The organism is Maricaulis sp., assembly GCF_030149515.1.
Taxonomy (GTDB): Bacteria; Pseudomonadota; Alphaproteobacteria; order Caulobacterales; family Maricaulaceae; genus Maricaulis.
On record NZ_JASBRI010000012.1, the window covers coordinates 86,278 to 109,417 of the forward strand.

The following is a 23,140-nucleotide window of genomic DNA, read 5'->3' on the forward strand; positions in this document are numbered from 1 at the left end:
TTCCGTTTCGCTTGAAAGACCGAGGCCCTACACCTCTTCCTTCTTCGATTTCTTCTTCGCGTTGCGCGGCAACAGCCGGTCGCCGGGCGTAATGTGGAAGTCGAGGCGGTTTTCGTCCGCCGGATCCACATCCACCTTCACCAGTCCGCCCTTCTTGAGCTCGCCGAACAGGATCTGGTCGGCCAGCGGCTTCTTGATGTGTTCCTGGATGACCCGGGCCAGCGGGCGGGCGCCGAAACGGCTGTCATAGCCGCGCTCGGACAGCCAGGCAGTGGCAGCCGGCGTCAGCTCGAAAGTCACGCCGCGGTCGATCAGCTGGGCTTCCAGCTGCAGGACGAATTTCTCGACCACGCGGCCGATCGTGTCGGTGGACAGCGGCGCGAACGGAATGATCGCATCCAGACGGTTGCGGAATTCCGGCGTGAACAGGCGTTCGACGGCCTTGTCCGCTTCGTCCGTCTTCTTGCCGCGGCCGAAACCGATGGCTTCCTTCTGCGCGTCGGCGGCGCCCGCATTGGTCGTCATCACCAGGATGACATTGCGGAAATCCACCTTCTTGCCGTTCGAGTCGGTCAGCGTGCCATTATCCATTACCTGCAGGAGGATATTGAACAGGTCGGGGTGCGCCTTCTCGATCTCGTCCAGCAGCAGCACCGAGTGCGGATGCTGGTCGACGGCGTCGGTCAGGAGGCCGCCCTGGTCGAATCCGACATAGCCCGGAGGCGCGCCGATCAGCCGGGAAACGGCATGGCGTTCCATGTATTCGGACATGTCGAACCGGTGCAGCTCGACGCCCATGATCTCGGACAGCTGCTTGGTCACCTCGGTCTTGCCGACGCCCGTAGGGCCGGAGAAGAGGTAGCAGCCGATCGGCTTGTTGGGCTCGCGCAGGCCGGCACGGGACAGTTTGATGGCGGTCGCCAGCTGGTCGATCGCATCGTCCTGGCCGAACACGACATGCTTGAGATCGGTTTCCAGCGCCTTCAGCGACTGTTCGTCGTCCTTGGACACCGTCTTCGGCGGAATGCGGGCCATCGTCGAGACCACGGTCTCCACTTCCTTCACGCCGATCGTCTTCTTGCGCTTGGACACCGGCTGCAGGCGCATCTGCGCCCCGGCCTCGTCGATCACATCGATCGCCTTGTCCGGCAGCTTGCGGTCGCCCCTGTAGCGCGCCGACAGTTCGACGGCCGACTTCAGCGCCTCATTGGTGACGCGGACATCGTGGAAATCCTCGAAATAGGACTTCAGACCCTGCAGGATCTTGATCGCGTCCGGCACCGACGGCTCGGTCACGTCGATCTTCTGGAAGCGCCGCGCTAGGGCCCGGTCCTTCTCGAAGTGCTGACGGTATTCCTTGTAGGTCGTCGAACCCATGCAGCGCAGGCCGCCCGATTGCAGCGCCGGCTTGAGCAGGTTGGACGCATCCATTGCCCCGCCCGACGTCGCGCCGGCACCGATAACGGTGTGGATCTCGTCGATGAACAGGACCGCATTATCCTTGTCCTCGAGCTCCTTGACGACCTGTTTCACACGCTCCTCGAAATCGCCGCGATAGCGGGTACCCGCCAGCAGCGAGCCCATGTCGAGCGAATAGATGGTCGCACCGGCCAGCACGTCGGGCACCTCCCCCTCAACGATCTTGCGGGCAATACCCTCGGCGATGGCCGTCTTGCCGACGCCCGGATCGCCCACCAGGAGCGGATTGTTCTTGCGGCGGCGGCACAGGACCTGAACGCAGCGCTCGACTTCGGACTCGCGGCCGATCAGCGGATCGACAGCGCCCTTCTTCGCCTTCTCGTTCAGATTGACGCAATAGGCCGTCAGCGCATCGCCGTCCTTCTGGGCTTCTTCCGGCTCTTCTGTACCGCGCACGGCACGCTCTTCGGACGCACCCGGCTTGCGGCCGATGCCGTGGGAGATGAAGTTCACGGCGTCGTAGCGTGTCATGTCCCGTTCGGCGAGGAAGTAGGCGGCATGGCTTTCGCGCTCCGCGAACAGGGCCACCAGGACATTCGCCCCGGTCACTTCTTCGCGGCCGGCATTTTGAACGTGAATCACCGCACGCTGGATAACGCGCTGGAAGCCGGCGGTCGGCTTGGCGTCCTCGTCATCGTCGACGACAAGCTCGGCCAGTTCGTTGTCGATATATTCGGTCAACGTCGCGCGAAGCTCTTCGAGATCCACGTCGCACGCCTTCATCACGGCGCCTGAGTCCTGGTCATCCACCAGAGCGAGGAGGAGGTGCTCCAGGGTGGCAAATTCATGCCCACGCTCATTGGCGTAGCCCAGAGCGCGGTGCAGGCTGTCTTCGAGATCTGAAGAGAATGAGGGCACCACTCTATTCCTTTTCCATTGTGCACTGGAGCGGGTGCTGAGCCCGCCGTGCCGCGTCCATGACCTGGGCTACCTTGGTTTCGGCAACCTCGTACGTGTACACGCCACACATTCCGACGCCGTTTTGATGCACGTGGAGCATGATTCTGGCGGCGTCTTCTGGAGTTTTTCGAAAGATGCGGACGAGGATCTCGACCACGAACTCCATTGGCGTGTAGTCGTCATTTAGTAACAGGACACGGTAAAGCGAAGGTTTCTTGGTTGCCGGCCGGGTCTTCGTAGCAAGGCCAGTTTCCTCTTCTACGCCCGCATCTTCATGATTTCGCTCGGTCATATTTTAAACGTGCTCGAATGTTACTCGCGGCCCCGATCCGGGAGATGGGATGCCGCCGACGCGATGGAAAGGAGGCGGCTGCACCCGCATCCGGCAAAAAAGATAACACGTCGGCGAAATTCTTTCTTCCCGTTTCGTCCCAAACGACATAAGAAGGGGGCCCCACAAATTATAGGGGATCCGCCGGCTCACTGCGGGCCCGGTCGGGGAGGACAGCGCCACCGGCATCCGGAAAACCGGAGCCGTGCGCAGCAGGGCCGCTCAACGGCCCTTTCAGAAAAAGACGTACCCGAAAAAAATGGGCCCGGTGATCATCACCGGGCCCAGTCGGGGAGGAAAACTCGTTTCGCCGGAGCGGTTAGCGCTGGGCCTGCGCCAGCTCCATGGCGGCCGTCACACGATCGTTGATCGGCTTCAGCGTGTCCTTGAAAACGTCCGAGAACAGGTCGGTCGTCTTGTTCAGCTCGGCGAGGTAGTTGTCCATCGCCGTCTTGGTGAACTCGGACTGGATCTCGAAAATCTCCTGGACCGACTTCGCGGACGCGAAGGCTTTGGTCGCGGAGACACCGTCTTCCATCAGCGACTTGGTGTAGGCGACGGCGTTGGCATTGACAGTCTCGAGACCCTTGCCGGCCACCGTGGCGGACGCGATCATGGCGTCGACGGTTTCCTTCTGGAAGTTGGACGCTTCGGTCACGGACTTCAGGGTCTTTTCGAAACCTTCCTTGAGCGCTTCATTGCTCGCGGCGGTCATGCTTTCAATGGTCTGGTTCATTGTGGTGCTCGTTTTGGTGCGGGCTGCGGCCGGAGCCGGCTTGGCAGCGGATTTGGCCTTGGCGGGCTTAGACTTGGGCGCCGCCGGCTTGGTGCCCGACTTCTTTGCGGAGGCCGTCTTGGCCGCCGTCTTCTTGACGGGCGTCTTGACCGGCTTCGCTGTCTCCGTCGCCGCTTTCGGCGTTGCGGAGGCGTCCGCTTCGGCAGCGGAGGCTTGCGGTTCGGTCTTGGTGGTCTTGACGTCGCTCATCGTTTCAAACTTTTGTTGCGACCGCTCTTCGCAGTCGCAGCAAACATAGCCATGGCGCCGCCCCGCGTCAAGAGAATTTTGTGCGCTGCACAAAACTTTCGTAATGGCCTATGAGGCAGGTTTAACCGGCTGGAAACACCGCTTGGCGACAGTGCCGCCATGGTTACCGGACTTCGTCTTGTTCTCACTGCCCTTGCGGCACTCGCCATCGGCCTGTTTGCGACGGGGTTTTCGCGTGCCGATACATCGCGTTACGCCGCCTTCGTCGTCGACGAGAACACGGGCACGGTACTGCATTCGCGGCGTTCGGAGGCCCAGCGCTATCCCGCCTCGCTGACCAAGATGATGACCCTCTACATGCTGTTCGAGGCCATCGAGAGCGGCGAAATCGGGCTGAACGACCAGATCCGGATCTCGCAGAATGCCGCCGAGGCCATTCCCTCGCGGCTCGGCGTGCCCGCCGGGGAAACCCTCACCGCCGAGACAGCCATCCGGGCCCTGGTCATCAAGAGCGCGAACGATGTTGCGGTCGCGGTCGCCGAACGCCTGGGCGGCGGCGAGAGCCGGTTTGCCGAGCTGATGACCGAACGCGCCCGCGAGCTTGGCCTGGAAAACACCACCTTCCGCAATGCTTCCGGCCTGCCCGACCGGCGCCAGCGGACCACCGCGCGCGACATGGCCCGCCTGGCCATCGCGCTGCACCGCGACTTCCCGGACTATTTCCACTATTTCGACGAGGACCGTTTCCGTTTCAACGGGCGCACCTATCGCAACCACAACACGCTCGTGGGGCGCGTCGAGGGCGTGGACGGTCTCAAGACCGGCTATATCCGCGCCTCCGGCTTCAACATCGTGGTCTCCGCCGAGCGCGGCGATCACCGTCTGGTCGCGGTCGTTATGGGCGGGCCGAGCGGGTCCGCCCGCGACGCCCACGCCGAGGAATTGATCGAAGCGGCCTTTGCGACCCTGGAACAGCGCGAGGATACGCGCCTGTTCGCCGCCCTCTCCTCGCCGCGTGTCTCGCCGATGCGCCAGCAGGAACTGATCGCCATGGACGTTGCTGCCCTGCACCTGGCGGAACCGACCGAGATGGGGTCGAGCCAGGCTGCCCCGCCGGTGCGGATCGTTCTGGCCGACGAGGACGAGATGACGCGCCCGGCCGAACCGGAAGCCGCGCGCGAACCCTCCCTCCTGCGCGGCCGCTGGGCCGTACAGGTCGGCGCGTACAACACGGCCGGTCGCGCGCGCGAGCAGCTCGACCGGGTGACCGGCTTCTCGCTTGCCTTCGGCGCGGCCCAGCCCGCCGCGCGGTCGGTCGATATCGATGGCGACCGACTCTGGCGCGCCCGGTTCGAGGCCCTCACCGAGACCGAAGCCCGCCAGGCCTGCGCCGACCTCGCCGCCCGCAGCCATCCCTGTTTCACGGTCGCACCGGGGCGCTGAGCACCGTCTGTCCTGCGTGACGGGCTGGAATCTTCCGGTCGGTTGACACAACCTTCCCCCTCGAACACTTTCGCGCGCCTTGGCTGCCGCCCGGCGGCCCTCAGCCCATGTCTGGACGCAAGAACCGATGAATGTCGTCGTCGTAGAATCCCCGGCCAAAGCCAAAACCATCAACAAGTATCTCGGGTCGGACTACACGGTTCTGGCGAGCTTCGGGCATGTCCGCGATCTTCCGCCCAAGGACGGCTCGGTGAAGCCGGACGAGGATTTCGCCATGGCCTGGGAGGTCGACACACAGTCGGCCAAACGGGTGAAGGCGATCGCCGATGCCGTGAAGGAGTCCGACCGGCTCATCCTCGCCACCGACCCGGATCGCGAAGGCGAAGCGATTTCCTGGCATCTGCTCGAGGCTCTGCAAAAACGCCGCGTGCTCAAGGATGTCACTGTCGAGCGTGTGGCCTTCAACGCGATCACCAAACAGGCGGTCCAGGACGCGCTGCGCCATCCGCGCGCCGTCGACATGGAACTGGTCAATGCCTATCTGGCCCGGCGCGCGCTGGACTATCTGGTGGGCTTCACGCTGTCACCGGTGCTCTGGCGCAAACTGCCGGGCTCGCGCTCGGCCGGCCGCGTGCAATCGGTCGCCCTGCGGCTGATCTGCGACCGCGAGCTGGAAATCGAGAAGTTCCGCTCGGAAGAATACTGGACAGTCGATGCCGACATCGCGGCCGGCACCGATCCTTTCCGCGCCAAACTGGTCACCCTGGACGGCAAGAAGCTGCAGAAGCTCTCGATCAAGGACCGGGCCAGCGCCAACGCCGCGGTCGAGGCGATCAAGACGGCCGACCTCTCGGTCGCCGCGGTCGAGGCCAAACCGGCCAAGCGCAATCCGCCGCCGCCCTTCACCACCTCGACGCTGCAGCAGGAGGCCGCGCGCAAGCTGGGCTTTTCCGCGACGCGGACCATGCAGACGGCCCAGAAACTCTATGAAGGCGTCAATATCGGCGGCGAGACCACCGGCCTGATCACCTATATGCGGACCGATGGCGTCTCCATGGTGTCAGAGGCGATCAACCAGGCGCGCGACGTGATCGGCCGCGAGCACGGTTCGCTCTACGTACCCGCTTCGCCGCGCATGTATTCGACCAAGGCGAAGAACGCCCAGGAGGCACACGAGGCGATCCGCCCGACCTCCTTTGCGCGCCTGCCGGAAAGCCTCCATCTCGACGAGGATATGGCACGGCTCTACCAGCTGATCTGGCGCCGGGCCGTGGCCAGCCAGATGGAAAGCGCCCGGTTCGAACGCACCTCGATCGATATTGTCAGCGACGACAAGAAAACCGGCCTGCGCGCCACCGGTTCGGTCCTGCTCTTTGACGGTTTCCTGACACTTTATCAGGAAGGCCGCGACGACGAGGAGGATGAAGGCGAAACGCGCCTGCCCAGGGTGAGCCAGGGTGCATCGGCCGAGGCCGTGAAAACCCATGCCGACCAGCATTTCACCCAGCCGCCGCCGCGCTTTACCGAAGCCTCGCTGGTCAAGCGGATGGAGGAGCTCGGGATCGGCCGCCCGTCTACCTACGCCTCCACCCTGCAGGTGCTGCGCGACCGCGACTATGTCGTGATGGAGAAGAACCGCTTCCAGCCGCTCGACAAGGGCCGCGTGGTAACGGCCTTCCTGGAGAATTTTTTTGCCCGCTATGTCGAATACGACTTCACCGCGGGCCTGGAGACCCAGCTCGACAAGGTGTCGGCCGGCGATCTGGACTGGAAACAGCTGCTGCGCGATTTCTGGACCGAATTCCGCGCCGCCGTCGACGATATCGGCGAACTTCGCATCGGCGAGGTGCTGGAAGCGCTCAACGTGGCCCTGGCACCGCACATCTTCCCGGAGAAGGAAGACGGGTCGGATCCGCGGCTCTGCCCCTCCTGCGGCGAAGGCACCTTGAGCCTGCGCCTGGGCAAGTTCGGCGCCTTTCTGGGCTGCTCCAACTATCCCGACTGCAAGTTCACCCGCCAGATGGGCGAGCAGGACGCCGAACCCAGGATCGAGGGTGACGGCCAGGTGGCCATCCACCCCGACACCGGCAAGCCCGTCATCATGAAGGATGGCCGTTTCGGCGTCTATCTGGAGATGGAGCTGGAAGGCGAGGACAAGCCCAAGCGCGCCTCGATTCCGAAAGGCTGGAATCCCGGCGAGCTGACCGAAGCCCAGGCGATCCAGTTGATCGACCTGCCGCGCCTGGTCGGCGAACACCCCGATGACGGCCAGCCCATCACCGCCAATATCGGCCGCTACGGCCCCTATGTGCATCACGACAAGACCTACGCCAATCTCGCCAGCGTCGAGGATGTCTTCGAGATCGGTCTCAATCGCGCGGTCTCGGCGATCGCCGACAAGCGTGCCAGTGGCGGACGCCGCGGCTCGACGGCAACGGCGCTGAGGGAGCTGGGCGAGCATGACGGCAAGCCCGTGCGCATCATGTCCGGGCGTTATGGCCCGTATGTGAAATACGAGAAGGTCAACGCCACCCTGCCCAAGGGTACCGATCCGGAGAGCGTGACCCTGGAACAGGCCATGGAATGGGTCGAGGCCAAGGCGGCCAAGGGCGGCCGGAAGAAGGCGCCGGCCAAGAAAAAGGCGCCTGCTAGAAAGACCGCCGCCAAGAAGACAGCGGCGAAAAAGAAGCCCGCCGCCAAAAAGACGGCCGGCAAGACAACCAAGGCGGAGTAGGCACGATGGCCGGCGATACGACATCGAACGCCGGCTCCCTGCGAGAGGCGGTCATTGAGGCCATCAAGCTGGGCGAAGGCGAGTTCGGGAAGCGCGAGATCGCACGCGCCCTGAAACTCAAGGGCACCGACGCCAAGCGCGCGCTGAAGGACGTGCTGGCCGAGCTTGAGGCAGACGGCGCGATCGCGCGCAGCCCGTCCAAGACCTACACCCTGGCCGGTGCCCTGCCCTCGGTGACCGTGGTGGAGATCACCGACCGCGACAATGACGGCGAACTCCTGGCCGAACCGGTGCGCTCCGACCGCGCCGCACCGCGAATCCGCCTCGCGCCCGGCGAAGGGGCCGGCGGCAAGGGGCAGACGGCGCTGGGCATCGGCGACAGGGCCCTGGTCCGCCTCGCCCCCGACGATGAGGGCGGCTATGAGGCCCGGCTGATCAAACGGCTCGGCCAGAGCGCCCACAAACTCCTCTGCGTCCTGCGCAAGCCGCAATCCGGTCCGATCCGCCTGCTTCCTGTCGACCGCCGCTCGCGGCATGAGCTGGTACCGGTCAAGGGCGAGGCCGAGAAGGCCGGGGACGGCGATCTCGTCCTGTGCCAACTGGTCAAGGGAAATCGCCACGGATTGAAGACTGCCCGGATCGTCGAGGTCGTCGGCGACGCCACGGCACCCGGTGCGGGCAGTCTCATCGCGCTTTACTCCCACGGCGTGCCGCAGGGTTTTTCCGAGGCCGAACAGCGCGAGGCGGACACGGTCAGACCGGCCACGATGAAAGGCCGCGAGGATATCCGGCACCTGCCCCTGATCACCATCGACCCGGACGATGCGAAAGACCATGACGATGCGGTCTGGGCCGCGCCGGACGAGGATCCGGAGAACAAGGGCGGCTGGCAGGTCATCGTCGCCATTGCCGACGTGGCCGCCCATGTCGAACCCGGCGGCGCGCTGGACCGGGGGGCCTACAAGCGAGGCAATTCGGTCTATCTGCCAGACCGGGTCGTGCCGATGCTGCCGGAACGCCTGTCCAACGATCTGTGTTCGCTGCGCGAGAACGAGGAACGTCCCTGCCTGGCGGTGCGGATGGTATTCGACAGGCACGGCAACAAGCGTTCGCACCGCTTCCTGCGCGGCTGGATGAAGTCGGCCGCAAAACTCTCCTATACCGAGGCCCAGAACGCCATCGACGGCAAGGGCGGCGAGACGGCCAAACTGTTACTCGATGACGTGCTGAAACCGCTGTGGGGCGCCTATTTCGCGGCGCGGGAGGCGCGCGGACGGCGCGAACCGCTGGAGATCGATGCGCCGGAGCGCCGGGTGCGTGTCGGACCGGACGGCAAGGTCTCCGGCATCGAGGTGCGTGAGCGTTTCGATGCGCACAAGCTGATCGAGGAATTCATGATCCAGGCCAATGTCTGCGCCGCGGAGACATTGGAAGAAAAGCGCACCCCGCTCATCTACCGGGTGCACGAGGAGCCCTCGAAAGAGAAGATCGAGGGGCTGGCAGACTTCCTGCCCACGGTGGGCCTGAAATGGACGCGCGGCGAGCGCGTCGTGACCGGCCGCTTCAACAAACTCCTGGCCCAGGCGAAGAATTCCGAACACTACGAGACCATCAACGAGGTGGTGCTGCGCAGCCAGTCGCAGGCCGTCTACGACACCGAGAATCAGGGCCATTTCGGACTCAATCTCGACCGCTACGCCCATTTCACCTCGCCGATCCGGCGCTATGCCGACCTCACCGTCCACCGCGCGCTGATCCGCGCGCTGAATCTCGGACATGACGGCCAGAGCGACGAGGAGCGCTCGAAGCTGACGGCGATTGCCGAAGACATTACCCATTCCGAACGCCGCGCCATGGCCGCCGAGCGAGACGCGGTGGACCGTTTCATCGCGCTTTACCTGTCCGACAAGGTGGGCGGGGAATTCGAGGGCCGGATCACCGGTGTCACGCGTTTCGGCGCCTTTGTCCGCCTGGCCGAAACCGGCGCCGACGGGCTGGTGCCGATCAGCCGGCTGGGCCAGGAGCGTTTCGAGCACGACGATCGCGAACATGCGCTGATTGGCCTGGAGACCGGCAATCGCTATCGTCTGGGCATGACGGTCACGGTGCGCATCGAGGAAGCCCAGCCGGTCACCGGCGGGCTGTTGCTGGATATTCTCACGCCCCCGGAAAAGGGGCCCAGGCCCAAGGGGCGGCGGCGCCATGGCGGCCCGCCCGGCGGCCGCCGTTCGGGCAAGCCCTGGAAGGGCAGAAAGGGCAAGCGGCGATGAGCGACGAGCGCCGGAGTGCCGGCCTCAGACCCATCCGCCCGCGCCTCGCCGCCTCCCTCATCCTGACCCGCTGCGACGGCAGCCGCGTGGAGGTATTGATGGGCCGCCGCTCGGCCCGGCATGTCTTCATGCCCAACAAGTATGTCTTCCCCGGAGGCCGGGTGGACCGGGCAGACAATACCGCCCCCATTGCCCGCGATCTCGCGGACGATGTGCTGTCCGCCATGGCCCGCACCCTGCCCAGGCGCCGGGCCCGGGCCGCGGCCGCAGCAGCGGTACGGGAGACGGCGGAAGAGACCGGCCTCCTGATCGCCCGCGACGGCCCCTGCCCCTCGCGCCATGCCAGTTGGGCGCCCTTCCGGCGTTTCGGCGTCCTGCCCGACCTCGCCCCGCTGCGTCTTATCACCCGCGCCATCACTCCCCCGGGCCGCACGCGCCGCTTCGACACCTGGTTCTTCACCGCCGACGCAGGCGCGCTCTACGACAACCGCCCGCCCGTGCCGAGCGCAGAGCTGGAAGACGTGCAATGGGTGCCGCTCGCCGACGCGCGCGATCTTGACCTGCCCTTCGTGACGCACTTCGTGCTCGACGAGTTAAAGCGCGTCCTGCCGCCCGCACCCGAGCCGGTGCGCTGCATGCGCGAACGGTACGGAAAGATGGTGGTGGAAGGGTTGTAGCCGCCTCGCCTTGCCCTCGAGTCCCCCAGGCTGACTCCAGGAGAGACGCCAGCCTTGCGGCTCGCTATAGCTGCGGCCATGACCACGCTTCTGACCGACATCCGCTACGGCAATATCCGCGCCCTCATCGCGGCGATTTCGTGTGCCGGGGTGTGCGGTATCGTCTTCGGCCTGTCGATGCCGCTGATCTCCCTGAGACTGGAATTCATGACCGGTTCAGGCCTGCTGGTCGGTCTCAACGGCGCGGCCGCGGCCCTGTCCACCCTGATCATGGCGCCCCTGGTGCCGCGCCTGATGACCTTGGCACCGGCGCGCCGGATCCTGGTCGCGGCGCTGGCGGGCGCAGCGGCGCTTTTTGTCTTCTTTCCCGTCTGGGAAAACGTCACCGGCTGGTTCGTCCTGCGTTTCACGGTGGGCTGTCTGATGACCGTCGTCTTCGTGATTTCGGAAAGCTGGATCAACCAGGTCGTCTCGCCCGAACGCCGCGCCTTCATGCTGGGCGTCTACGGAACCGCCCTGGCAGGCGGGTTCGGCATTGGCGGCCTGCTGTTCGCAGCCTTCGATCCGGAGGGCGACATGGGCTTTTACGTCGGCGCGGCCATTTTCCTTGCCGGCATCCTGCCGGTCACCGCGCTGCGCGGTCCGCAAGCCGTCGCACCGGACCGCGAAGGCTCGTCGCTGGGCGCGATGCTCAATGCCGCCCGCTCTGCGCCGGCTGCCATCCTGGCGGGTCTGGCTTTCGGCGCGCTGGAAACCCTCGCCTTCTCCCTCCTGCCCGTCTATGGCGAACGTATCGGCCTGGCCCACACGATGATCGGCATGGTGATGGTGGCCGCTGCGCTGGGCGCGCTGACCTTCCAGATCCCGCTGGGCTTTATCGCCGACAAGACCGACCGGCGTGCCACCCTGTTCTGGATCGCTGCCATCGCGACCTTCACCCCGCTGGCGGCCGGGCTGGCCGGTTCGACCGCGATTTTCCTGCTGCCCTTGATCTTTATACAGGCCGGCGTGGCCAGCGGGCTCTACTCGGTCGGCCTGTCGCTCCTGGGCGAACGCTTTACCGGCGGCGCCATTGCGGCCGCCAATGCCGGCTTCATCTTCGCCTATGGCCTGGGCAGCTTTGCCGGCCCGCCCGTCGCTGGCGGTGCCATGGACGCCATCGGGCCGTGGGGGCTGTTGTGGACCCTGTCGGCCATCTCCGGCGCGTATGTGATTGTCGTCGGCCTCAGAAGCCTCACCGCATCGGCGAAATGACCGCCGACAACAGTTGACACACACGCGCCCATGCGTATGTTCGCGCGCTCCCGCGACGGCATGGGGCCGTGGCGCGCGCGAAATTTTCGGGACTTTGAGCCATGGCGAAGCCGACAACCATCAAGATCCGCCTGAACTCGACGGCTGATACCGGTTACTTCTACGTGACCAAGAAGAATGCGCGTACGATGACCGAGAAGCTCGTGCTGAAGAAGTACGACCCGATCGCGCGCAAGCACGTCGAATTCAAGGAAGCCAAGATCAAGTAGGAAGCGGACGCGTGTCAGCGTCCCTCTGAACGATTTCAGGCAACAGCCTTAAGGTCAGGCCGCGGCAGCATCCGCGGCCTGAACTTGATTCCGGCCTTCATTCTTCGCGGTATAGAGCGCGGCATCGGCGCGGCGCAGCAGGGCTTCGAAGGTCTCGCCGAACGATGCCTGGGCCAGGCCCACGCTGACGGTCACGGCGATATCTGTGCCGTCTTCCAGCACGAAGGGCTCTTCGGCGACAGCGCTGCGCAGGCGTTCAGCGGCGATCCGGGCCTCCGCCATACCCGCACCGGGCATGACCACCAGGAATTCCTCCCCGCCATAGCGTGCCGCCAGATCCAGCGCGCGCAGCGCGCTCTGCATGCGTCCGGCAAAGCCTTGCAGGACCACGTCTCCGGCCTCGTGGCCGTAGAGATCGTTGATCGACTTGAAATGGTCGATATCGGCGATCATCACCGAAACCGGCGCACCGCCATTGTTCGCGCTGGCCAGGGCCTGGCGCAGGCGCGAGGAGATATAGCGGCGATTGTGCAGCCCGGTCAGCGGATCGGTGACCGCCATTTCCAGGCTCTGGTCGAGCTGGTCGCGCAGCCGGTCGGCGTAGTGCTTTCGGCGCAGCTGGGTACGCGCCCGCGCGCTGAGCTCGCCGGCGTCGACGGGGCGATGGATGATATCGTTGACGCCGAGATCCAGTGCCCGCACGGCCTGGGACACATCGTCCGGATTGACCACGGCCAGGATCGGTAATTGCCGGGTCGCCGCATCCGAGCGAACCCGGGCGCACAGCCGCAAACCGTCATAATCCGGCGAGGTGAGATCGACGATCAGCAGATCGGTACCATCCTGCACGGCCACCATGGCTTCGGCAGGATCGCTCACCCCGCGCGCCGTCACCCGGGACGGAAGGGCCCCGGCATAGCGTCCGGCGGCGCGCGGATCGGCACTGACGATCACCGCGCCCGCTGCTTCAGACTCCTCGCCTGCGGGTTCGGTATCGACGCCGGCCAGCGCCGCATTGGATTCGCGATAACGCAATTCGTCGAGGACCGATTTTAGGCGCAGCAGGCTGCGCACCCGGGCAAACAGGGCCACATCGTCGATCGGCTTGGTCAGGAATTCGTCCGCACCGGCTTCCAGGCCGCGAATCCGGTCTTCGCGCTGATCCAGCGCCGTGACCATGACCACGGGAATATGGCGGGTATTGCGGTCGGCCTTGAGCCTGGAACAGGTCTCGTAACCGTCCATGCCGGGCATCATCACATCGAGGAGAATGAGATCGGGCTGTTCCGTCCGGGCCACCTCGATCGCCTCGAAACCGTCAGCGGCAGTGCACACGTCGAAATACTCGGCCTGAAGCCGGGCTTCGAGCAGGCGCACATTGGCGGCCTGATCGTCGACAACAAGGATGCGTGCACTCACTGGCCGCCCCCTAATCGAGGAATTGGCGGACGGTCTCGATGAAGGTGGTCACGGTGATCGGCTTGGAGAGATAGGCTTCGCAGCCGCCCTCCCGGATGCGCTCCTCGTCCCCTTTCATCGCGAACGCCGTCACGGCGACAACGGGAATGGCCGACAGAACCTCGTCATCCTTGAGCCATTTGGTGACTTCGAGACCGGAAACCTCCGGCAGCTGGATGTCCATGAGAATCAGGTCAGGCGTGTGTTCGCGCGCCAGTTCGAGCGCCTTGAAGCCATCCTTCGTCTGCAGGGTCTCATAGCCATGAGCCTCGAGCAGATCGTTGAAGAGCTTCATATTGAGCTCGTTATCCTCGACGATCAGGACCTTTTTGGGCATGACCTGCAGCATGTCGACGACGCGCTTCCCGTTTGATGCACGCTTGTACCGTGCGTGTTTAACCCCGCCTGCATCAAACCCGATCTTCCTTAACCAACCATGAGTCAACGGGCACTTTTCGTCCGTTCCGGAACAAGATAAGAACAAATCGGGGGATTACAAACAGGATTCATACCGCGCCGGAGGGAGGGCACATGCTCCGTATCGGAATCGATCTGGGAGGCACGAAGACCGAAGCGGCCGTCATGGATGCGGCCGGGCGCCTGCTGGTGCGCGAACGGATCGCGACGCCGCGGGATTATGCCGGAACGATCGACGCTATCGCCGAAATTATCGACGATCTGGAGGGGCGGCACGGTCCGGCCCGCATCGGCCTGGGCCATCCCGGTTCCATCAGCCCGAAGACGGGCAATATGCGCAATGCCAATTCGGTCTGGCTCAATGGCAGTCCGTTCAAGACGGATCTCGAGGCCCGGCTGGGCCGCGAGGTCCGCATGGCCAATGATGCCGACTGTTTCGCCCTGTCCGAAGCGCGCAATGGCGCGGGGGCCGGCGAGTCCGTCGTGTTCGGCGTGATCCTGGGCACCGGTGTGGGCGGTGGCATCGTCATCAATGGCCAATTGCTCACGGGGGCCCAGCACATTGCCGGTGAATGGGGCCACAACGCCCTGCCCTGGCCCAAACCCGGGGAACTTCCCGGGACAACATGCTGGTGCGGACAGTCGGGATGTATCGAGACCTGGCTGTCCGGGCCCGGCATGGCGCGCGAGCATGCCGAACGTACAGGGATCGCACGGGAACCCCGCGACATCCTGGCAGCGAGCGATGCGGCGTCTCGCGACAGCCGCGGGCGCTATATCGACCGGCTTACCCGGGCGCTCGCCAGCGTGGTCAATATCATCGACCCCGACGTGATCGTGCTCGGCGGCGGCCTGTCCAATACGCAGGATCTGCCGCAGAAGGTCGAGGAAGGTCTGCCACGATACGTCTTTTCCGACATTCTCGAGACCCGCGTGCGCCGCCACATGCATGGTGACAGTTCCGGCGTGCGCGGAGCGGCGTGGCTGTGGCCGGCGGCACCGGAATGAAACCGGCACTCGCCGATCCGGGCTATTGCCGGGCCTGCCTGGCCCCGCTCGAACCGGGTCTGGACGCGTGCCCGGCCTGCGGCTCCCACAAACTGCTGCGCCATCGCGAACTCAACACGCTTTCCATCGCCCATATCGACTGCGACGCCTTCTTTGCTGCGATCGAAAAGCGCGACAATCCGGAGCTGGAGGACAAGCCGGTCATCGTCGGCGGCGGCCAGCGCGGCGTGGTTTCGACCTGTTGCTATATCGCCCGGCTCTATGGCGTGCATTCGGCGATGCCGATGTTCAAGGCGCTCAAGGCCTGTCCGGATGCGGTGGTGATCAAGCCGGTTCACGGCAAGTATGCGGCCGAGGGCTATCGCATCCGCGAGATGATGAAGGACATCACCCCGCTGGTGGAACCCCTGTCGATCGACGAGGCCTTTCTGGATCTCACCGGCACAACCCGGCTGCACGGCGCCCCGCCGGCATTGACGCTGCTGCGCCTCCAGCGCCGCATCCGCGAAACGGTGGGAATCACCGTTTCGGTGGGGCTGTCCTTCAACAAATTCCTCGCCAAGACCGCCTCCGATCTCGACAAGCCGCATGGTTTCGCCGTCATCGGCGAGGCCGAGGCTATGGACTTTCTCGGTCCGCGCCCGGTGCGGGCGATCTATGGCGTGGGGCCGGCCTTCGCGGCGAAGCTGGAGCGAGACGGCATCCGCACCCTCGCCGACATCCGCCGGCATGGCGACAGGGACATGGCCCGGCGCTATGGTGAAATGGGTTATCACCTGGCCCGTCTTGCCCGCGGCGAGGATACGCGCAAGGTCAAGCCCGAGCGCGAACGCAAGAGCGTGTCCTGCGAGACCACGTTCAATGCCGATTATGACGACCGCGAAATCCTGGAAAAACAGCTCTGGCGGCTGTGCGTGCGTGTGTCCGACCAGATGAAGGCCAAGGGGATTTCCGGCCTTGTGGTGACACTCAAGCTGAAAGCCTCCGACTTCAAGACCCGTACGAGGCGGCGCACTCTCAAGGAGCCCAGCCAGCTTGCCGACACGCTGTTCCGCGTGGGCCGCGAACTTCTGTCGCCGGAGATAGACGGCACCCGCTACCGGCTGATCGGGATCGGGTTTTCGAGTTTGCAGGATGCAGTGGGTGACAGTGGCGACCTGCTGGACCCGGGCGCCCTGCGCCGCGCCACCGCCGAGCGCGCCATGGACAGGGCCCGGGAAAAGTATGGCGGTGACGCCGTGGTCAAGGGAATCGGTTTCCGGTCGAAGCGGAAGGAGTGAGGATTAGCGGCAAGTTTTTCTTCCCCACATCGTGGGGAAGCGGGCCTATGCGCAACATCGGGTCGAAGGGGCCCGGCGCGCGGCGCCGGGAGGGCGCAGTTTGTCGCCGACATTCCGCCTTGCGGGGAGGAAAGCCTAGCTTGCCAACGTATCGAACCAGTCGAACGGCATCGGCCAGAAGCGTTCAGCCCCGCGCCGGAAGGCGCCGGCATGATCGACGCGGTCAAGGCCGAGATCGGCGGGAGCAAGGCGGATCATTTCACTCGGCGCGGACGTGTAGATATCCAGAATATCCTGCACCGCCCCCTCCGTGGCGATCGGATCGTCGGAGAACTGGTAGGACCGGATCGGCGCGGCGATCCGGTCGTAACAATGCTCGCCTATATTCTCCAGATCGTCGCCCAGATAGCCTGGCAGCGATGCCCAGCGGCGCCACTGCAGGAAAACCTCGCGCGGCAGCGCCGTTCCACCCCAGGCGCCGCCCGCGGGTATATAGCCCGCAAGGGCCAGGCAGGCCGGCCCGTAGAGGAACCAGAAGAATTTCACGCGTGGCTTGTAGCCGGCCCGATGCCGGCCCCAATGTCCCGACCCGCAGCACACGAAGGCATGCGCGCGGGCCTTGCCGGCATTGTCCGCCAGGCCGATCAGGTGGCCGCCCACCGAATGCCCCAGCGTGTAGAGCGGCTTGCCTGGCGCCAACGCCTCCGCCCGGTCCAGCGCGGCGGGCATGTCCAGCCGGCCCCAGTCGAGAATGTCGGCCCTGAAACCACGCAGGCGTTCGGGCGCGGATCCCGCAATACCGCGGTAGTCATAGACCAGGCAGGCAAAACCGTGTTCCGCCCCGGCCAGGGCGATGCGGCGGTAGAATCCCTTGGGAAAACCCGTGCCGGACGAAATCAGCACTGCGGCCCTCGGATTGTCCGGCGCGATGATCCGTCCGGACAGCGAATAGCCGTCTCGGGCGTCGAACCGGATTTCATCTTCTTCGATCAGCGTGGTCATGACATGACTCTGCCGGATGACGTGCGCGTCAAGTCAAGCAGGCAGATTGAATGGCGCGAATACGCCATTAAGTTGCCGGTGACACGCAGCCATGGAGACGCCGATGTCCGCGATCGAAGCCCGCCTTGCCGAACTCGGCATTTCCCTTCCCGAACCTGCCGCACCGGTGGCCAATTACGTGCCCTTCGTGCAGACGGGCAATTTGGTCTTCATCTCCGGCCAGGTCTCGCTCGGACCGGACGGTCTGGTAAAGGGCCGGCTGGGCGAGGACATGGACCTGGCCGCCGGCCAGGCCGCAGCCCGGCTGTGCGGCATCAATCTGATCGCCCAGCTCAAGTCTGCCTGCAGTGGCGATCTCTCGCGGCTGCAACGGGTCGTCAAGCTCGGCGGGTTCGTCTCCGTGAAACCGGGCTTCGTCGAAATCCCCCAGGTCATCAACGGCTGTTCCGACCTCATGGTCGAGGCCTTCGGCGACAAGGGCCGCCATGCCCGTTCGGCAGTCTCATGTCCCGAACTGCCGCTGGGTGCGGCGGTCGAAGTCGATGGCATCTTCGAGATCGCCTGATGAAACGCATCCGAGCCCGCGACTTCACCGCCGATCGCGCCTGGGGCTCGCACCGCCTCGCCCTGTTCGGCACCACCGGCGTCGACCTGCACTGGACCGACAAACCCTATCGCTGGCACCGCAATACGGGCGACGAGGTCTTTGTCGTCCTCGATGGGACAGTGGAGATGAAATACCGCGAAGACGGTGAGGAGAGAGTCATGCTGCTGGAGGTGGGCGACGCACTGGCCATCGGCAATGGCGAGGAACATGTCGCCCATCCGGTCGGCGAGGCCCGCATTCTCGTGGTCGAGGACATCAACAGCGACTAGCCGTCGCTGCGGCGCGCGGACCGGACACGACGAATTTACAGGTGCAGCCCTCGCCCGGCCTGCCGGTGTCGGCTAAAGGTGCCGGACACTGTCGAAAAGGGATCTTCGATCATGATGCGATTTGCCGGTTTGGTGGCTGCGGCCGTTTTCCTGATGGGCTGCCAGCAGGGCAACGCCGATGCCCAGATGTCCGATGCGGACCGGGAGGAAGTGCGCGAGATCGTGCGCGACTATATCCTTGAAAATCCGGAAATCATCGAAGAGGCCCTGATCGAACTGCAGCGCCGCGCCCGGGCCCGCGAAATGCAGGCGACCTACGATGCTGTCGCTGCCCAGTCCGACGCGATCTACAATGATCCTCGCGATCCACGCGTGGGGCCCGACGACGCGGATGTCGTGATCGTCGAATTCATGGACTATCGCTGTTCCTATTGCCGCGTGGCCGCGCAATGGGTCGAGGCGGTGCGCGAGCGGCACGGTGACCGCGTCCAGTTCATCTTCAAGGAATACCCGATCCTGGGCGAGGATTCGCTCCAGGCGGCCCGGGCGGCCATCGCCGCGCTGCGCCAGGGCGAAAACGTCTATGCCCCCTTCCACCATGCCATGGTGTCTTCGTCCGGCCCCCTGCCGGACGAACGGATCGACCAGCTAGCCCGGGTCTCCGGTGTCGATGTCGAGCGCATGCGCGAAGACATGGAAGACCCGGCAATCATGGATCATATCAACCAGGTGCGCTCGCTTGGCCAGGTTCTGGGCGTGTCCGGCACCCCCTTCTTCATCGTCGACGGCACAGTGGTGCCCGGTGCCAACGAAATGGCGCTGGAAGAGGCGTTGAACCGGGCCCTGGCGGCGGATTAGGCACCCGCCCTACCCGTCGATGCGCACATTGCCGTCTGCATCGATGGCCCAGCTTCCATTCCAGGCGATTTCCCAGGCATGGCCGTCGGGATCGGCGAAATAGCCGGAATAGCCGCCCCAGGGGGCTTCTTCGGCCGGTTTGAGGAGGGTGGCGCCGGCGCCGACGGCCTTTTCCAGCAATGGATCGACCTCGGCCTTGTCGCGCACATTATAGGCCAGCGCCACACGGCCCCGGCCATCATTGTCGCGCTTCATGTCGTGATCGAAACTTTCGCGCTGGAACAGGCCCAGCACCACACCGTTGAGCTGGAAGAAAACGATCTGTTCATTCTCGAACGCGGCGGTCCAGCCGAGCTTTTCATAGAATTCACGCGCCCTCGCGGGATTGTCCACGCCAAGGGTGATAAGCGAGACACGCTGTTCCATACCGGTCCTCCATAGCGGAAAACCAGACTAGAACAAAATGGGAACATTGCAAGCCGGGATCAGATCAGACCCGACAGCGGCGAGGACGGATCAGCATAGCGCTTCTTCGGCATGCGCCCGGCGAGATAGGCCTCGCGGCCAGCGACAACGGCGTGGCGCATCGCCCGCGCCATGCGCACCGGATCCTTCGCTTCGGCAATGGCCGTATTCATGAGCACGCCGTCACAGCCCAGTTCCATCGCCACGGCGGCATCGGAGGCCGTTCCGACGCCCGCATCCACGATCACCGGAACGCCCGACTGTTCGACGATGAGGCGTATATTGACCGGGTTCTGGATGCCCAGGCCCGACCCGATCGGCGCGCCAAGCGGCATGATCGCGCAGCAGCCGGCCTCTTCCAGCTTCCTGGCGTAGACCGGATCGTCCGAGCAATAGACCATCACCTCGAACCCGTCCGCGATCAGCATCTCGGCTGCGCGCAACGTCTCGGCCATGTCGGGATAGAGGTGTTTGGGATCGGAGAGGACTTCCAGCTTCACCAGGTTCCACCCTCCAGCCTCGCGCGCCAGGCGCAGCGTGCGGATGGCATCCTCGCCGGTGAAACAGCCGGCCGTGTTGGGCAGGTAGGTGTAATCCTCGGGCGAAATGAAATCGATCAGGCGCGGTTCGCCGGGATCGGACAGGTTCACCCGGCGCACCGCCACCGTGATCATCTCCGCGCCGGACGCCTGCAGCGCCTCGGCATTGAGCGCATAGGTCTCGTACTTGCCCGTGCCGATGATCAGACGCGACGAAAAGCTGCGGCCGGCGACGACCAGCGGTGCGTCCTGTTGCGGTTTGAGGGTCGTTGCGTCGTCCATGCCTAACCACCTCCTACAAACGCGACGATTTCAATCCGGTCGCCGTCTTCCAGTGCCGTCTGTCCATAAAGAGAGCGCGGCACGATCTCCAGATTGCGTTCCACAGCGATCTTTCGCCCGTCGAGCTTTAGATCGGCGACAAGGTCGGCAATCTTCGCACCGGCCGGGATCGACCGGCTTTCGCCATTGACTGTGAGCTGCAGCACGGCTTCGCTTGACCTTTCGTGAGTCCTGACGTCTGTCACGTCGTAATTCCCCTTCCGGCTTCAAAGCAAGGCCATGACCAAACCCATTCACATCCTCAACGGCCCGAATCTCAATCTTCTCGGTACGCGCGAACCCGAAGTCTACGGGGCGATGTCGCTGGCCGATATCGAATCCGCGTGCGAGTCCCGTGCCCGTGATTTGGGGGTTTCCATCGTCTTTCGCCAGTCCAATCACGAGGGACAGCTGATCGACTGGCTGCATGACGCGAACGTCAACGCCTCTGCGGTCGTTTTCAACCCGGGTGCATTGACGCATACATCGGTCGCTTTGCATGACGCCGTTCGCGCTATAGAACCTCCGGTCATCGAAGTTCATTTGAGTCAAACAGCGGCACGAGAACCTTTCCGGCATCACTCCTACATCGCCTCGGCCGCACGGGGCTCCATCACGGGTCTGGGGCTGAACAGCTACCTGCTGGGGATCGAAGCCGCCGCCCGGTGTCTTTAAACGCAATCGACGGAACCAAAGGCATTTCATCATGAGTTCTGATTCCCGCTCCCGCTCTCCGATCGACCCCAAACTCGTTCGCGAGCTGGCGGACATCCTCCGCGAAACGGAATTGTCCGAGATCGAAGTCGAGCATGACGATCTGCGCCTGCGCATCGCACGCCAGCTGACGGTGGCACCGGTCGCACAGACCGTGTCCGTCCCGTCGCCGGCGCCCGCTGCAGCCGCCGCTTCGGCACCGCAGGAGGCGCCGGCCGCCGCTCCCGCCCCCGCCGGAGATCAGCCCGGCACGGTGAAATCGCCCATGGTCGGCACCGTCTATCTCAGGCCGAATCCCGACAGCGCCAATTTCGTCCGCGTGGGCGACAAGGTGAAACAGGGCGACACCATCCTGCTGGTCGAAGCCATGAAGACCTTCAACCCGATCACCGCCGACAAGGCCGGTACGATTTCGGATATCCTGGTCGAGGACGGCCAGCCCGTGGAATACGGCGAACCGCTCTTCGTCCTGTCCTGACGCTCATACCCGACGCGAGCGCATAACCATGTTCGACAAGATCCTCATCGCCAATCGCGGCGAGATTGCCCTTCGCGTCCATCGCGCATGCCGCGAGATGGGCATCCGCACCGTGGCCGTCCACTCGGAGGCCGACGCCAATGCGATGCCTGTCCGCCTGGCCGACGAAAGCGTGTGCATCGGCCCGCAGCCGGCGAGCAAATCCTCTCTGCACATTCCCTCGATCATTACCGCAGCGGAAGTGACCGGCGCCCAGGCCATCCATCCCGGCTATGGCTTCCTGTCGGAGAATGCCCGGTTCGCCGAGATCGTCGAGGCCCATGGCCTCGCCTTCATCGGCCCGACGGCCGAGCATATCCGCATGATGGGCGACAAGATCACGGCCAAGAAGGCCGTGATGGACGCCGGTATCCCGGTTGTGCCCGGCTCGCAAGGCGGTGTCGCAACCTATGAGGAAGCCAAGCCGATCGCGGAGGAGATCGGTTATCCGGTTCTGATCAAGGCTGCTTCCGGTGGCGGCGGGCGCGGCATGAAGGTCGCTGAAAGCCCCGACAAGCTGAAAGGCGCGATGGAGACTGCGTCGGCAGAAGCCTCGGCCGCCTTCGGCGACGGCACGGTCTATCTGGAAAAATATCTCGGCCAGCCGCGCCACATCGAGATCCAGGTCCTGGCCGATACGCACGGCAATGTGGTCCATCTGGGCGAACGCGACTGCTCGCTGCAGCGCCGCCACCAGAAACTCCTGGAAGAGGCACCCTCGCCGGCGCTCAATGCCGAAGACCGCAAGAAGATCGGCGACACGGTCCGCAAGGCGATCGAGGCGATCGGCTATCGCGGTGTCGGAACGATCGAATTCCTGTGGGAGAACGGCGAGTTCTATTTTATCGAAATGAATACCCGCCTGCAGGTGGAACACCCGGTCACCGAGATGATCACCGGTATCGACCTCGTGCGCGAACAGATTCGCGTGGCCGACGGCGCGCCGCTGGACATCAAGCAGTCCGACATCGCCTTCGAGGGCTGGGCCATCGAGTGCCGTATCAATGCGGAAAACCCCAAGACCTTCGCGCCCTCGCCGGGCAAGGTCACCGAATTCCATGCCCCGGGCGGTCTCGGCGTTCGCCTCGATTCCGCCCTATACGCGGGCTATTCCATCCCGCCCTATTATGACAGCCTGATCGGCAAGCTGATCGTGCACGGCCGGACGCGGGCGGAAACGCTGCTGCGGCTGCGACGGGCACTGGAAGAAATGGTCGTCGGCGGTGTGGAGACCACGATCCCGATCTTCCTCGACCTGCTCGAGGAACCGGATTTCGTGAACGGGGACTACCATATCCGCTGGCTCGAGGAGTGGCTGGCCAAGCGCAACGGCTAGCCGTTTC

Annotated in this window: 23 protein-coding genes; 14 read left to right on the plus strand and 9 right to left on the minus strand. The window is 64.5% G+C overall.

The annotated features are described in order from the left end of the window. Positions 1 to 27 precede the first annotated feature (27 nt). The 3 genes from clpA to Q1U94_RS05065 all read right to left on the minus strand — a co-directional run bounded on the left by clpA (position 28) and on the right by Q1U94_RS05065 (position 3,695). Positions 28 to 2,337, minus strand: a complete 2,310-nt coding sequence (gene clpA, locus Q1U94_RS05055; protein WP_300542435.1) for an ATP-dependent Clp protease ATP-binding subunit ClpA — start codon at positions 2,335 to 2,337, stop codon at positions 28 to 30. Between the two features lie 4 nt (positions 2,338 to 2,341). Next, positions 2,342 to 2,671 (minus strand): ATP-dependent Clp protease adapter ClpS, encoded by a 330-nt coding sequence (gene clpS / locus Q1U94_RS05060; RefSeq protein ID WP_300542437.1) that lies wholly within the window; start codon positions 2,669 to 2,671, stop codon positions 2,342 to 2,344. Positions 2,672 to 3,029: 358 nt separating this feature from the next. Then, complete coding sequence (locus Q1U94_RS05065; protein ID WP_300542438.1) at positions 3,030 to 3,695, minus strand: phasin family protein; 666 nt, start codon at positions 3,693 to 3,695, stop codon at positions 3,030 to 3,032. Between the two features lie 159 nt (positions 3,696 to 3,854). On the opposite strand from Q1U94_RS05065, the gene Q1U94_RS05070 reads away from it, so the two are divergent. From Q1U94_RS05070 to rpmG, 6 genes are all read left to right on the plus strand, one after another. Then, a complete protein-coding gene (locus tag Q1U94_RS05070) occupies positions 3,855 to 5,138 on the plus strand; it encodes a D-alanyl-D-alanine carboxypeptidase (RefSeq protein WP_300542440.1) in 1,284 nt (427 codons plus the stop codon). Positions 5,139 to 5,265: 127 nt separating this feature from the next. After that, entirely contained in the window at positions 5,266 to 7,872 is a 2,607-nt protein-coding gene (topA, locus tag Q1U94_RS05075; RefSeq protein WP_300542442.1) for a type I DNA topoisomerase, read from the plus strand. 5 nt (positions 7,873 to 7,877) lie between these two features. Beyond that, positions 7,878 to 10,142 carry a ribonuclease R gene (gene rnr, locus Q1U94_RS05080; protein ID WP_300542444.1) on the plus strand — a complete coding sequence of 755 codons (2,265 nt, stop codon included), beginning with the start codon at positions 7,878 to 7,880 and terminating at the stop codon, positions 10,140 to 10,142. Then, a complete protein-coding gene (locus Q1U94_RS05085) occupies positions 10,139 to 10,819 on the plus strand; it encodes an NUDIX hydrolase (RefSeq protein ID WP_300542446.1) in 681 nt (226 codons plus the stop codon). Before rnr ends, Q1U94_RS05085 begins: the two co-directional genes overlap by 4 nt. 78 nt (positions 10,820 to 10,897) lie before the next feature. Continuing rightward, the gene (locus Q1U94_RS05090; RefSeq protein ID WP_300542448.1) at positions 10,898 to 12,073 is read left to right on the plus strand and encodes an MFS transporter; all 1,176 of its coding nucleotides are present in this window, start codon (positions 10,898 to 10,900) and stop codon (positions 12,071 to 12,073) included. Between the two features lie 101 nt (positions 12,074 to 12,174). After that, complete coding sequence (rpmG, locus tag Q1U94_RS05095; protein ID WP_203293366.1) at positions 12,175 to 12,342, plus strand: 50S ribosomal protein L33; 168 nt, start codon at positions 12,175 to 12,177, stop codon at positions 12,340 to 12,342. A 54-nt stretch (positions 12,343 to 12,396) separates the two neighbouring features. Here rpmG and Q1U94_RS05100 read toward each other — a convergent pair whose 3' ends face one another. Continuing rightward, positions 12,397 to 13,761, minus strand: a complete 1,365-nt coding sequence (locus Q1U94_RS05100; protein WP_300542451.1) for a PleD family two-component system response regulator — start codon at positions 13,759 to 13,761, stop codon at positions 12,397 to 12,399. Positions 13,762 to 13,771: 10 nt separating this feature from the next. Further along, positions 13,772 to 14,137, minus strand: coding sequence for a response regulator (locus tag Q1U94_RS05105; protein WP_300542452.1), 366 nt, complete (start codon positions 14,135 to 14,137; stop codon positions 13,772 to 13,774). A 194-nt stretch (positions 14,138 to 14,331) separates the two neighbouring features. Between Q1U94_RS05105 and Q1U94_RS05110 the strand changes: the two genes are divergently transcribed. Both Q1U94_RS05110 and Q1U94_RS05115 read left to right on the plus strand, forming a co-directional pair. Beyond that, positions 14,332 to 15,225 carry an ROK family protein gene (locus tag Q1U94_RS05110; RefSeq protein WP_300542453.1) on the plus strand — a complete coding sequence of 298 codons (894 nt, stop codon included), beginning with the start codon at positions 14,332 to 14,334 and terminating at the stop codon, positions 15,223 to 15,225. Beyond that, positions 15,222 to 16,505, plus strand: coding sequence for a DNA polymerase IV (locus Q1U94_RS05115; RefSeq protein ID WP_300542454.1), 1,284 nt, complete (start codon positions 15,222 to 15,224; stop codon positions 16,503 to 16,505). Before Q1U94_RS05110 ends, Q1U94_RS05115 begins: the two co-directional genes overlap by 4 nt. A gap of 135 nt (positions 16,506 to 16,640) precedes the next feature. Here Q1U94_RS05115 and Q1U94_RS05120 read toward each other — a convergent pair whose 3' ends face one another. Continuing rightward, the gene (locus Q1U94_RS05120) at positions 16,641 to 17,507 is read right to left on the minus strand and encodes an alpha/beta hydrolase (protein ID WP_300542455.1); all 867 of its coding nucleotides are present in this window, start codon (positions 17,505 to 17,507) and stop codon (positions 16,641 to 16,643) included. A gap of 103 nt (positions 17,508 to 17,610) precedes the next feature. On the opposite strand from Q1U94_RS05120, the gene Q1U94_RS05125 reads away from it, so the two are divergent. The 3 genes from Q1U94_RS05125 to Q1U94_RS05135 all read left to right on the plus strand — a co-directional run bounded on the left by Q1U94_RS05125 (position 17,611) and on the right by Q1U94_RS05135 (position 19,241). Next, positions 17,611 to 18,072, plus strand: a complete 462-nt coding sequence (locus Q1U94_RS05125; protein ID WP_300542456.1) for a RidA family protein — start codon at positions 17,611 to 17,613, stop codon at positions 18,070 to 18,072. Then, positions 18,072 to 18,383, plus strand: a complete 312-nt coding sequence (locus Q1U94_RS05130) for a cupin domain-containing protein (RefSeq protein ID WP_300542458.1) — start codon at positions 18,072 to 18,074, stop codon at positions 18,381 to 18,383. Before Q1U94_RS05125 ends, Q1U94_RS05130 begins: the two co-directional genes overlap by 1 nt. 111 nt (positions 18,384 to 18,494) lie before the next feature. Continuing rightward, positions 18,495 to 19,241 carry a thioredoxin domain-containing protein gene (locus Q1U94_RS05135; RefSeq protein ID WP_300542460.1) on the plus strand — a complete coding sequence of 249 codons (747 nt, stop codon included), beginning with the start codon at positions 18,495 to 18,497 and terminating at the stop codon, positions 19,239 to 19,241. Positions 19,242 to 19,250: 9 nt separating this feature from the next. Here Q1U94_RS05135 and Q1U94_RS05140 read toward each other — a convergent pair whose 3' ends face one another. The 3 genes from Q1U94_RS05140 to thiS are packed head-to-tail and all read right to left on the minus strand — an operon-like array spanning position 19,251 to position 20,730. Beyond that, positions 19,251 to 19,667 (minus strand): VOC family protein, encoded by a 417-nt coding sequence (locus Q1U94_RS05140; protein ID WP_300542461.1) that lies wholly within the window; start codon positions 19,665 to 19,667, stop codon positions 19,251 to 19,253. A gap of 59 nt (positions 19,668 to 19,726) precedes the next feature. After that, positions 19,727 to 20,527 (minus strand): thiazole synthase, encoded by an 801-nt coding sequence (locus Q1U94_RS05145; RefSeq protein WP_300542462.1) that lies wholly within the window; start codon positions 20,525 to 20,527, stop codon positions 19,727 to 19,729. Positions 20,528 to 20,529: 2 nt separating this feature from the next. Further along, positions 20,530 to 20,730 (minus strand): sulfur carrier protein ThiS, encoded by a 201-nt coding sequence (thiS, locus tag Q1U94_RS05150; protein ID WP_366917259.1) that lies wholly within the window; start codon positions 20,728 to 20,730, stop codon positions 20,530 to 20,532. 76 nt (positions 20,731 to 20,806) lie between these two features. Between thiS and aroQ the strand changes: the two genes are divergently transcribed. The 3 genes from aroQ to accC are packed head-to-tail and all read left to right on the plus strand — an operon-like array spanning position 20,807 to position 23,133. Next, positions 20,807 to 21,241 (plus strand): type II 3-dehydroquinate dehydratase, encoded by a 435-nt coding sequence (aroQ, locus tag Q1U94_RS05155; RefSeq protein ID WP_300542464.1) that lies wholly within the window; start codon positions 20,807 to 20,809, stop codon positions 21,239 to 21,241. A gap of 31 nt (positions 21,242 to 21,272) precedes the next feature. Continuing rightward, positions 21,273 to 21,758, plus strand: coding sequence for an acetyl-CoA carboxylase biotin carboxyl carrier protein (accB, locus tag Q1U94_RS05160; RefSeq protein WP_300542466.1), 486 nt, complete (start codon positions 21,273 to 21,275; stop codon positions 21,756 to 21,758). A gap of 28 nt (positions 21,759 to 21,786) precedes the next feature. Then, complete coding sequence (accC, locus tag Q1U94_RS05165) at positions 21,787 to 23,133, plus strand: acetyl-CoA carboxylase biotin carboxylase subunit (protein WP_300542467.1); 1,347 nt, start codon at positions 21,787 to 21,789, stop codon at positions 23,131 to 23,133. Positions 23,134 to 23,140: the final 7 nt, after the last annotated feature.

What these genes read in the sequence shown, in the direction of transcription:
- Q1U94_RS05110 (WP_300542453.1), top strand. Translation starts at nt 14,332, where the DNA reads ATGCTCCGTATCGGAATCGATCTGGGAGGCACGAAGACCGAAGCGGCC.
- aroQ (WP_300542464.1), top strand. Translation starts at nt 20,807, where the DNA reads ATGACCAAACCCATTCACATCCTCAACGGCCCGAATCTCAATCTTCTC.
- Q1U94_RS05065 (WP_300542438.1), bottom strand. Translation starts at nt 3,695, where the DNA reads ATGAGCGACGTCAAGACCACCAAGACCGAACCGCAAGCCTCCGCTGCC.
- Q1U94_RS05090 (WP_300542448.1), top strand. Translation starts at nt 10,898, where the DNA reads ATGACCACGCTTCTGACCGACATCCGCTACGGCAATATCCGCGCCCTC.
- accC (WP_300542467.1), top strand. Translation starts at nt 21,787, where the DNA reads ATGTTCGACAAGATCCTCATCGCCAATCGCGGCGAGATTGCCCTTCGC.
- Q1U94_RS05135 (WP_300542460.1), top strand. Translation starts at nt 18,495, where the DNA reads ATGATGCGATTTGCCGGTTTGGTGGCTGCGGCCGTTTTCCTGATGGGC.
- Q1U94_RS05125 (WP_300542456.1), top strand. Translation starts at nt 17,611, where the DNA reads ATGTCCGCGATCGAAGCCCGCCTTGCCGAACTCGGCATTTCCCTTCCC.
- rnr (WP_300542444.1), top strand. Translation starts at nt 7,878, where the DNA reads ATGGCCGGCGATACGACATCGAACGCCGGCTCCCTGCGAGAGGCGGTC.
- accB (WP_300542466.1), top strand. Translation starts at nt 21,273, where the DNA reads ATGAGTTCTGATTCCCGCTCCCGCTCTCCGATCGACCCCAAACTCGTT.
- Q1U94_RS05105 (WP_300542452.1), bottom strand. Translation starts at nt 14,137, where the DNA reads ATGCCCAAAAAGGTCCTGATCGTCGAGGATAACGAGCTCAATATGAAG.
- Q1U94_RS05120 (WP_300542455.1), bottom strand. Translation starts at nt 17,507, where the DNA reads ATGACCACGCTGATCGAAGAAGATGAAATCCGGTTCGACGCCCGAGAC.
- Q1U94_RS05130 (WP_300542458.1), top strand. Translation starts at nt 18,072, where the DNA reads ATGAAACGCATCCGAGCCCGCGACTTCACCGCCGATCGCGCCTGGGGC.
- clpS (WP_300542437.1), bottom strand. Translation starts at nt 2,671, where the DNA reads ATGACCGAGCGAAATCATGAAGATGCGGGCGTAGAAGAGGAAACTGGC.
- Q1U94_RS05085 (WP_300542446.1), top strand. Translation starts at nt 10,139, where the DNA reads ATGAGCGACGAGCGCCGGAGTGCCGGCCTCAGACCCATCCGCCCGCGC.
- Q1U94_RS05145 (WP_300542462.1), bottom strand. Translation starts at nt 20,527, where the DNA reads ATGGACGACGCAACGACCCTCAAACCGCAACAGGACGCACCGCTGGTC.
- topA (WP_300542442.1), top strand. Translation starts at nt 5,266, where the DNA reads ATGAATGTCGTCGTCGTAGAATCCCCGGCCAAAGCCAAAACCATCAAC.
- Q1U94_RS05115 (WP_300542454.1), top strand. Translation starts at nt 15,222, where the DNA reads ATGAAACCGGCACTCGCCGATCCGGGCTATTGCCGGGCCTGCCTGGCC.
- rpmG (WP_203293366.1), top strand. Translation starts at nt 12,175, where the DNA reads ATGGCGAAGCCGACAACCATCAAGATCCGCCTGAACTCGACGGCTGAT.
- Q1U94_RS05140 (WP_300542461.1), bottom strand. Translation starts at nt 19,667, where the DNA reads ATGGAACAGCGTGTCTCGCTTATCACCCTTGGCGTGGACAATCCCGCG.
- Q1U94_RS05070 (WP_300542440.1), top strand. Translation starts at nt 3,855, where the DNA reads ATGGTTACCGGACTTCGTCTTGTTCTCACTGCCCTTGCGGCACTCGCC.